The organism is Flavonifractor sp. An306 (assembly GCF_002159455.1).
Classification (GTDB): Bacteria; Bacillota; Clostridia; order Oscillospirales; family Oscillospiraceae; genus Flavonifractor.
The window spans coordinates 1-8,068 of the sequence record NZ_NFIQ01000110.1; the positions used below are offsets into that span (position 1 = coordinate 1).

The window sequence follows — 8,068 nt, forward strand, 5'->3', positions numbered from 1 at the left end:
GTGGGGTGGTGATTGCGGTGGTGGTTGTCATCTGTCTGTGCGGCATCATCCTCGCCTCACCGCTGGGCATCTTTTTTGCCGGGCCTGATGAAACAACCGGGGCCATCTCCCCCGCCCAGGCGGTGGCACAGATCAACGGCGAATTGGGAGAGAAGATCGCCAGCATGCAGGCGGAGGGTGGATATGACACGCTGGAGATCCAAGGACAGCCGCCCCCCTGGTCTGATATTCTGGCGGTGTTTGCCGCCAAAACGGCGGGCGCTGCTGATGGAACGACCGTGGCGATATTGGATGCGGCCAATGCGGAGGCCCTGCGCACAGTCTTTTGGGACATGATAAAACTTGCCTCCTCCTCCAGAGAGGTGGAGCATCCCGCCACCGGAGACACTCCGGCCTGGACAGAGCAAATACTCACTGTGACCATCACCGCCAGGACGCCGGATGATATGCGGGTATTTTATTCTTTCACTGAGGAACAGAACGCGGCGTTGGATGAACTGCTGGCAAACTCCGACATGCTGGTTACCTTGGCCGGGGATCTCACGATCTCCGACGCCACAGCAAAGAAGCTGCTGGCTGACCTGCCCGCTGACCTGAACCCGGAGCGCCGGGCTGTAGTGGAAACTGCTTGTAGGCTGGTAGGAAAGGTTAATTATTTTTGGGGTGGGTGCGCTTTGTTCCTTGACAATCTGCGTAGAAATACGCAATAAAACAAGGCAGATTTCTCAAGAAATCTGAACTCTATGCTTGATTTGGCAGGGGAAGTACCTGCCTGACCCGGTGTGACGGGTAACAAAAACTCTGAAACTCCGACGTGCACATCATAGTGTCATGTGGTGTGTGCGAAGCTCGGTAAAGAGCGGTAGTGCGGTCTGAGATGGCCGCACCCGCAGGAGGCTACAAATCGGTCATGTCCAGTATGTCTTGTTGCAGCCGACAAAAGTCCTGAGAGTAAGGCTCGTAAAGAAGAGGATGATAATACAGCCATCAGCCCCGGAGCGGGGTACTGCCGCTGTTCGACGCTTCCACCCGCGAAGAACAGCAGAAAACCATTAAGGTCGAATGTCTTTGGCAGAAGATCACACCAGCCAAAGATGGCAGTCGGGCCAGAGGGACGGACTAAAACCGATATGCAAAGCTAAAGCATAGGGAACAAAGGAACCGTGGACGGGTACATGAAAATGTAAAAGGGATGACACTCCCACCCGCGCAGGTAGGAAATGACCTGCTCATCCACGGGGCAGGAGCCCGTAGTAGTGATGAAGCCCCTGTAATGGGGGTGGAGCGAAGGGGCATAGTCAGTGCAGATTGTATGTGAACAGGAAGTCGAGGAAGCCGTAGGCATACCTGACTAAAACCAGAAACACCAAGTCCGAGGGGAGGCGGTGCGTATGGCACAACAATTCGACAGCCCAAAAACCGAAACACAGTTACGCGGAATCCAAGACAAGCTGTATCAGCACAGCAAAGAGGTCTATGACGCAGGCGGTCGGCCAGCGTTCAAGGGCCTTTTGGAAATCATGTCAGCAGAAGCAACCATTATCACAGCAATTCACAACATAAAGAGCAATCACGGCAGTGAGACCCCCGGCGTTGATTTAAAAACCATGCGAAAGGATTATCTGGAAAAATCTTATCAGTGGGTGATAAAGGATATCCAAGGCGCAATCAAGCATTTTGAGGCACAGGAAATACGTCGGAAATACATTGACAAGCCGGGAAAAGCCGAAAAACGTCCACTGGGAATCCCCACCATTCGAGACCGCATTGTGCAGGAGTGCATGAAGCTCGTGCTGGAACCAATTCTGGAAGCACAATTCTTTGCGCATTCTTATGGGTTTCGGCCCATGCGGGATGCCGAGATGGCGTTGGCACGCATCAATCAGGTATCGCACGTGTCGGCCAAATACTGGATTGTTGAAGGGGATATCAGCAAATGCTTTGACAACATTGACCACAGCATCCTTCTAAGGCGTCTGTATCACATCGGCATCAAGGACAGGCGTGTACTGCAAATCGTCAAAGCAATGCTGAGGGCTGGGATTATGGATGAATGTGCCGTGAATGAGTACGGAACCCCACAGGGAGGAATTATCAGCCCACTGCTGGCCAATGCCTATTTGGACATTATGGATGAGTGGGTGGCCAAACAGTGGGAGAGAAAGAATACCCGGCGCACCTACCGAACCGAGGGAACCAAGCGGAAATCTCTTTATCAAACGTCGCTCGCTCCGGGATGGCTCATACGGTACGCAGATGATTTTGTCATCATCACAGACACCCGTGCCCATGCTGAACAATGGAAAGCCAGATTACAAACGTTTCTGCGAAGTAAACTCAAGCTGACATTATCCACGGAAAAAACGCTGATAACAGATGTCCGAAGGAAACACATCCACTTTCTTGGTTACGAACTCAAAATGATACCGGGAAACAGCAGAACAGGCTATATCACAAAAACGATACCAGATAGAGAACGGTTACAGCGGAAAGTCGATAGTATTGCGGAAAGCATAAAGAAAATTCCAAGAAATTTCAGTAAGGAACAGTTTATCTGGGAAATCAATCGCATCAACAGCCAAGTCCGGGGGATTATCCAGTATTACCAATGCTGTACATGGGTGAGTGTTGCCTTGCGGCGGCACTCTCACCGATTGCAGATGATTGCCAAAGATCGTCTGAAGCAATACAGCGGCAGATGGATACCAGCAAACCAAACGCAAAATCTCCCCCATATCCATCAAAAGCATCAGCAGAAAATTCCCTCGATAAAATACCGCGATATATACATCGGTTTTACCGCGCTCTCCTTTTGCCAGTGGGAAATGACTATTGTGAAAGCTCAGGCGGAAACGCCATACTCAGAAGAGGGCAGGCAGCACTATTTTAAACGCACGAAAAAGAATCGCATGAATGCGCGACTTGATGAAATGTACTCAGAGAGTACAGCCCGCGCTGTCTGTTACAGCAAATGGGGACGACTCAACAACTTCAAATTCGTTATGAACAGAGCCTATGCGCTCAACCGAGACAGGCTGAAATGTCGAATATGCGGCGGATGGCTGATATCAGTTACGCCATGTACTCATAGAGTTGACCCCAATCTCCCGCTGAACAAAGTAAACCGTGTCAACAATCTGGTTTCTATGCACAGAAAATGCCTTGATGCTGTGAATAATCCTAATCAGGATATCAGCGAGTTCGATACCAAAGCGCAAAAGAAAATCAAAGGTTTTAGGGATAACCTGGTTAATTCGCATACACGCAACAAATAATCTGCATTGATGGTGCGCCGTGTGCGGCGAAAGTCGCAAGCACGGTGTGAAGCGGGGGAAAATCCACCCTGACTGTCCTGGTAACACCGGGATAAAAGCGGTGGATTACCTATCGCTATGAAGTCCCTGGTGATTGGCTGGGACTCCCGCTGGGGCCAACTCACCAAGGTATGGGCGGACGGTAGCTCCACCACCGGGACCTATCTTCCTTACGGGCTCGATTGCAGTGGATTCGTGGACTGGGTATTTTATAATGTCACCGCTGGCGAGTACATCATAGGGCACGGTGGCGGTGCCCATGCCCAGCACACCTACTGCACCCCCATCTCTTGGGATGAGGCTCAGCCGGGTGATTTGGTGTTCTATCCCGGCGATGAGCATGTGGGGATCGTAGGGGGCAGAGATGAAAGCGGAAACCTGCTCATCATCCACTGTGCGTTCAGCCAAAATAATGTGGTCATCACTGGGAGAACGGGGTTTGCCACAATTGCCCGCCCCAGCTATTACACAGAAAAATGAGATATGAGAAAGCCATGGTTTTCCCGATTTTGTGAATCCCATGGCTTTCTCATTTGCTGACATTCTTATAAAAAGCTTGTCGCTAGTCTCTAGCATATAATAAAATCATATTTTTGTCGTGCATATGTATATGGGTTATTTCCCATCAGTGCTTGTATGTAAATTTCGTCAAATCAACTAATATTATTTTATAATTGGGACTTATTTTATTTACTTTATCTTAAGGACGTGCTATAATAAAAGCAGTCAGATGTGGTAAAACCGAAGATGCTATACGGAGGGGTCGCCAATGATTAAAAAATATCAAAGAACTCCCCGCACTGATTGAACACTTAAACTCCGCAGCATGCCAGATAGAAACCATTTGCCGTTGTTTCTATGGATATCGTGCGTTATACCTTCAGCTTCATAGAATGGAGAAAACTAAAAATATGTCAGCTATTAAGTTTATTGGTCATATTTAAGGTGTAAAGCTTGTTTTCTCTGCCTTGTGTTGCCCCCACCGCTTGCCACCGCTTGATTGAAAGGGAGGTTCTTATGACTATTTCCAAGAAAGTTCGCAGGCTCGTTGTCGTAACCGTCATCGCAGTGATGGCCTTGACGGTTGCTGCATTCGCTACAAGCGGAGTGACGTTCAGCGTTGTATGTCCGAAACTCCGTGGGTCCGTGAACACTCTTGATCACGGTATTTACGGCATCAAAGAGACCACCGGCTCGTCCATGTACGTATACAACTGCGGCGTCGGCGGTGGCTATCAGGTCGACGCCCGTCAAGTTGATTCGGATGGGGCAGCTGGCGCTTGGTCTGCTGGGTATCGTACTGGTGTCACTATGTACCTCGACGGCACGTCCAGAATCCAGGCCGGAGACAAGGTTGGCATCGAATTCCGGACCCCACTGGCCACTCTGGTCGATGTGGACGTTTCGGGTACCTTTGATACCAACTGAAACCAGTGTACCCCTATGCAAAGGCTTGGCAGCCTAAGCAAATTAGGGTTTTGGTGAAATAGGAAAGAACAGGTTTATGCGGTGGGGGCAACACAGGACAGAGAAAAGCGAACAATTAGAGGAGGATAAAATGTTAGGAACTGCTATTCGGAGAAATATCTTGCCCTTTCTTTTGACGACCCTCGCGGGGGTGGTCCTTATGGTTATTGCGATCTTCAATGTAGCGAATACCTACAGTCTCTATTACAGAATCGAAATCTGGATAACTGCAGTTCCCTTTTTCAGTATGATATATCCGTTATTGAGCTCAGTTCCATTTTGCTGGAGGTTCTTCTATGAGAGAAAGGATGGTTACTTAAAATACACTGTAAATCGCTATCCGCTAAAGAGATATGTTATTGAGAACTTTGTGGCATCAGGGTTATTGGTTTTCCTCTGCATTTTTATAATCTCATTCTCCAGCGCAATTATTTCTTTGTTTTTAGTCTCCCCACAGACAGACATATCAAAGAATGTTCCCGCATTTGAAAAGGAACTTCTGGGATTCATCCTACTCAATAACCCTATCCTCTATTCGTTCATATTGTCTCTGTGGCGAGGAGTGTTGGGAGCGATTTACTTTACCTTTGGATTTGTTTTGTCTTTATTTTACAATAATATATTTATTGTAATGACAGCACCTTTTGTTTATTCTATACTAGAAAATTTTACTATGTCAATACTGGGATGCCCGCAAAACAGTATCATCACATCATTTATGCCTACAAGGTTGGCATATGGTTATACAGCACTTTATAATCTTTTGGTTGGTCCGGCTGTACTTATAGGGATAACTGGTCTTCTGTTTTTGTATGAATATATAAAACGGCGGAAGGAGCCTGGCCGATGTTTAAATATTATTTGACGAGAGCCAGTGACTATATTATTTCGGCAAAAATATTGGTATTGTTGGCTATCTATTCAGTATTTGCCATTGGTGTAAAAATCGACGCTATACGTTCTGGATTGTCCTACTGGGAATATGTTCTTCTAGCAATGCAAGATATGCGCTACATCAGTCTTATTTTAAGCGTTGTATTTATTCTATTTTTGATAGCGATGTATACAAAGGAAAGTACAATTGCTGTGATAAGGTATCAGTCTTTTTTTAAACTTTGCATTATAAAATTTCTGTCAGTTATAGTCTTTACACTCGTTCTTCTCTTGATGCATATGGCCGTTAGCTTCATTTTAGGTATAGGGTTACCATTAAAGAACACCTTTTCAGAAACCCAGAAGAATAACGAAATCCTTGAATTCTGTCGGGCGATTTTTCATACCCCGAAAGAAGCGGTAGGCTGGTCTCTCACATATATGTTTTTAGGATTCTCTTTCTTTGCACTTATTGTACAAGGAGTTACCCTCTTTTTTAAAAAGTCCGTTGCTGTGGTTCTTATAATAATCATTTATATGATGATGTTCTTCTCTGTTCAAAGGGGAATTGACCGGTTGTTTCCATACGCATTCTTCAACAACTACATTTTTCTCCCTTCAGCTCTAAAATACCAGCATATATGGATATTTCTGGTGGTTGAAATATTTGGTTCGACTGCTATATTCCTTATGATACACTTCAAATGGTGGTGGAGTGAACAACGATGAGATCTCCAAATCCCTATATTATTTTACTTATGCAGCAAGCCTTTAAAAAGCAAGGGTTTGTAGTAGTTTTTTTGCTCCTATTCAACTTAGTGACTCTACTGGGCCGAGATAGTACTTTCATAGATGCGGCCTTCTTTACCTTCTGGGGATATGGTTGTGGATATGCAAATGTATTGGAGTTCCTCGGATTTCTCATTTTTGCCTTGGCCCCAATCTATTTTTTTTCAGGTAACCTCACACAACATAGTATCTCACAGGAAAATTTTGTAGTTATTCGGCTTCGCAAAAAAAGGAATTGGCTTTTAATTATTCAGATTTCTTTTGTTATTGCAGTGTTGCTCTACTTTTTTTCCTACTTTTTGACTCTTTCCATTTCATCTATTTTGTTGGGTCGTTTTACCTTAGAGGCAGAAAAAGTAACTGCACTGTTACAGGGAACCGTACCCATGATAGATACTACTGCATCCATCTTTAAGGCTATGGCCTTGCGGGTACTGGAGCTCTGCTGTGTTCAGGAAATTCTGCTATTGATATATGCATGTGTACAAAATATTTCAGTCTCTTTTTTTGTGATTCTCCTCATGTACCTTCCATTATTATATGTCAATTGGATATGGTATCCATTCGGCGCATCGTCTATCCAGCGATTTATAGTACAAGATAATGCTCTAACCTGGGGAGCAATATATTTAGCAATATATATAATCGGGTACTTCTTATTGAGGCAGTGGGGAATTAAAAAGATTTTTGACTGAGGTGTATACAATGAATGGAGTTATTCAATTACAAGGCGTATCAAAATTCTTTGGAAAGAGACCACTCTTTGAGCATGTTGACATTGAAATCATGCCTGCAACAATCACGGGATTTTTAGGAGAGAATGGTTGTGGAAAATCCGTGCTCTTCAAACTTATTTCTGGACTATATCGTTCAGACGAAGGTAACATAATTGTGAACGGAGAGCGAATAGGAGATAAGTTTGATTTCCCACCAGATATGGGCATCTTCATTGATGCCCCAGGGTTTATTCTTATGTACTCTGGATTTAAGAACCTACAGTATCTGGCTGAGATACAAAAGAAGATTGGCAGGGATAAAATAGAGGAAGCAATGACTTTAGTCGGATTAGACCACAATGATTCGACCCACGTCAAAAACTATTCTCTTGGTATGAAGCAAAAATTGGGAATAGCACAGGCTATTATGGAGGACCAAAGTATCATACTTCTTGATGAGCCGTTCAATGCTCTTGATGCGGAATCGCATGCAAGAATGCTTGGACTGATAAAAGAACTTAAAAAACAAGGAAAAACAATACTTTTAACGAGCCACAATTTCAGTGATATGGTTGAGTTGTGTGATACACTTTATCAAATCAAAGATTGTAAAATTGTGCCCTACGAAGTAACTGCATAAAGAATGAGGCAGATGGTAATTTTAAAGAGAGGAAGGCCGGGAGCAAAAGTCCTGGTCTTCCTCTTTAAGCGTTATTTAGAATATTTTTCTGGTCTCCTACACTTGCTTTATCATCAAACAAGGTAGTGTCAATAGTTTTTCGCAAATTGGTTTGCAGATCCGATAAGGTACAATAATTTTCGCAAATTGAAAAAAGGATGAGAAGAGACATGGTTTGCAGAACTCTGGTAGAATGAAGTCGCGACACACCATTCTGAAAGGAGACAGCA

General features: G+C 44.9%; 7 protein-coding genes and 1 pseudogene. All 8 read left to right on the forward strand.

Features of this window, described 5'->3' with window-relative positions:
* Positions 1-710, forward strand: a pseudogene (locus B5F88_RS17900) (peptidoglycan endopeptidase); the annotation flags it as partial.
* Between the two features lie 681 nt (positions 711-1,391).
* The gene (locus B5F88_RS17905) at positions 1,392-3,275 is read left to right on the forward strand and encodes a reverse transcriptase domain-containing protein (protein ID WP_087348738.1); all 1,884 of its coding nucleotides are present in this window, start codon (positions 1,392-1,394) and stop codon (positions 3,273-3,275) included.
* 117 nt (positions 3,276-3,392) lie between these two features.
* Complete coding sequence (locus B5F88_RS17910) at positions 3,393-3,794, forward strand: NlpC/P60 family protein (protein ID WP_242959872.1); 402 nt, start codon at positions 3,393-3,395, stop codon at positions 3,792-3,794.
* 537 nt (positions 3,795-4,331) lie between these two features.
* Positions 4,332-4,742 carry a hypothetical protein gene (locus B5F88_RS17915; protein ID WP_087348740.1) on the forward strand — a complete coding sequence of 137 codons (411 nt, stop codon included), beginning with the start codon at positions 4,332-4,334 and terminating at the stop codon, positions 4,740-4,742.
* 199 nt (positions 4,743-4,941) lie between these two features.
* On the forward strand, positions 4,942-5,646 hold the full coding sequence (locus tag B5F88_RS17920) for a hypothetical protein (RefSeq protein WP_140402186.1): 705 nt from the start codon (positions 4,942-4,944) through the stop codon (positions 5,644-5,646).
* Complete coding sequence (locus tag B5F88_RS17925; RefSeq protein ID WP_087348744.1) at positions 5,628-6,383, forward strand: hypothetical protein; 756 nt, start codon at positions 5,628-5,630, stop codon at positions 6,381-6,383. The genes B5F88_RS17920 and B5F88_RS17925 overlap by 19 nt, the downstream gene beginning before the upstream one ends.
* On the forward strand, positions 6,380-7,138 hold the full coding sequence (locus B5F88_RS17930) for a hypothetical protein (protein ID WP_087348746.1): 759 nt from the start codon (positions 6,380-6,382) through the stop codon (positions 7,136-7,138). The genes B5F88_RS17925 and B5F88_RS17930 overlap by 4 nt, the downstream gene beginning before the upstream one ends.
* Before the next feature lie 10 nt (positions 7,139-7,148).
* A complete protein-coding gene (locus tag B5F88_RS17935) occupies positions 7,149-7,799 on the forward strand; it encodes an ABC transporter ATP-binding protein (RefSeq protein WP_087348748.1) in 651 nt (216 codons plus the stop codon).
* Positions 7,800-8,068 lie beyond the last annotated feature (269 nt).

Excerpts from the sequence above, each read along its gene's own strand:
- B5F88_RS17935 (WP_087348748.1), top strand. The coding sequence starts at position 7,149 with ATGAATGGAGTTATTCAATTACAAGGCGTATCAAAATTCTTTGGAAAG.
- B5F88_RS17930 (WP_087348746.1), top strand. The coding sequence starts at position 6,380 with ATGAGATCTCCAAATCCCTATATTATTTTACTTATGCAGCAAGCCTTT.
- B5F88_RS17915 (WP_087348740.1), top strand. The coding sequence starts at position 4,332 with ATGACTATTTCCAAGAAAGTTCGCAGGCTCGTTGTCGTAACCGTCATC.
- B5F88_RS17905 (WP_087348738.1), top strand. The coding sequence starts at position 1,392 with ATGGCACAACAATTCGACAGCCCAAAAACCGAAACACAGTTACGCGGA.
- B5F88_RS17920 (WP_140402186.1), top strand. The coding sequence starts at position 4,942 with ATGGTTATTGCGATCTTCAATGTAGCGAATACCTACAGTCTCTATTAC.
- B5F88_RS17925 (WP_087348744.1), top strand. The coding sequence starts at position 5,628 with ATGTTTAAATATTATTTGACGAGAGCCAGTGACTATATTATTTCGGCA.
- B5F88_RS17910 (WP_242959872.1), top strand. The coding sequence starts at position 3,393 with ATGAAGTCCCTGGTGATTGGCTGGGACTCCCGCTGGGGCCAACTCACC.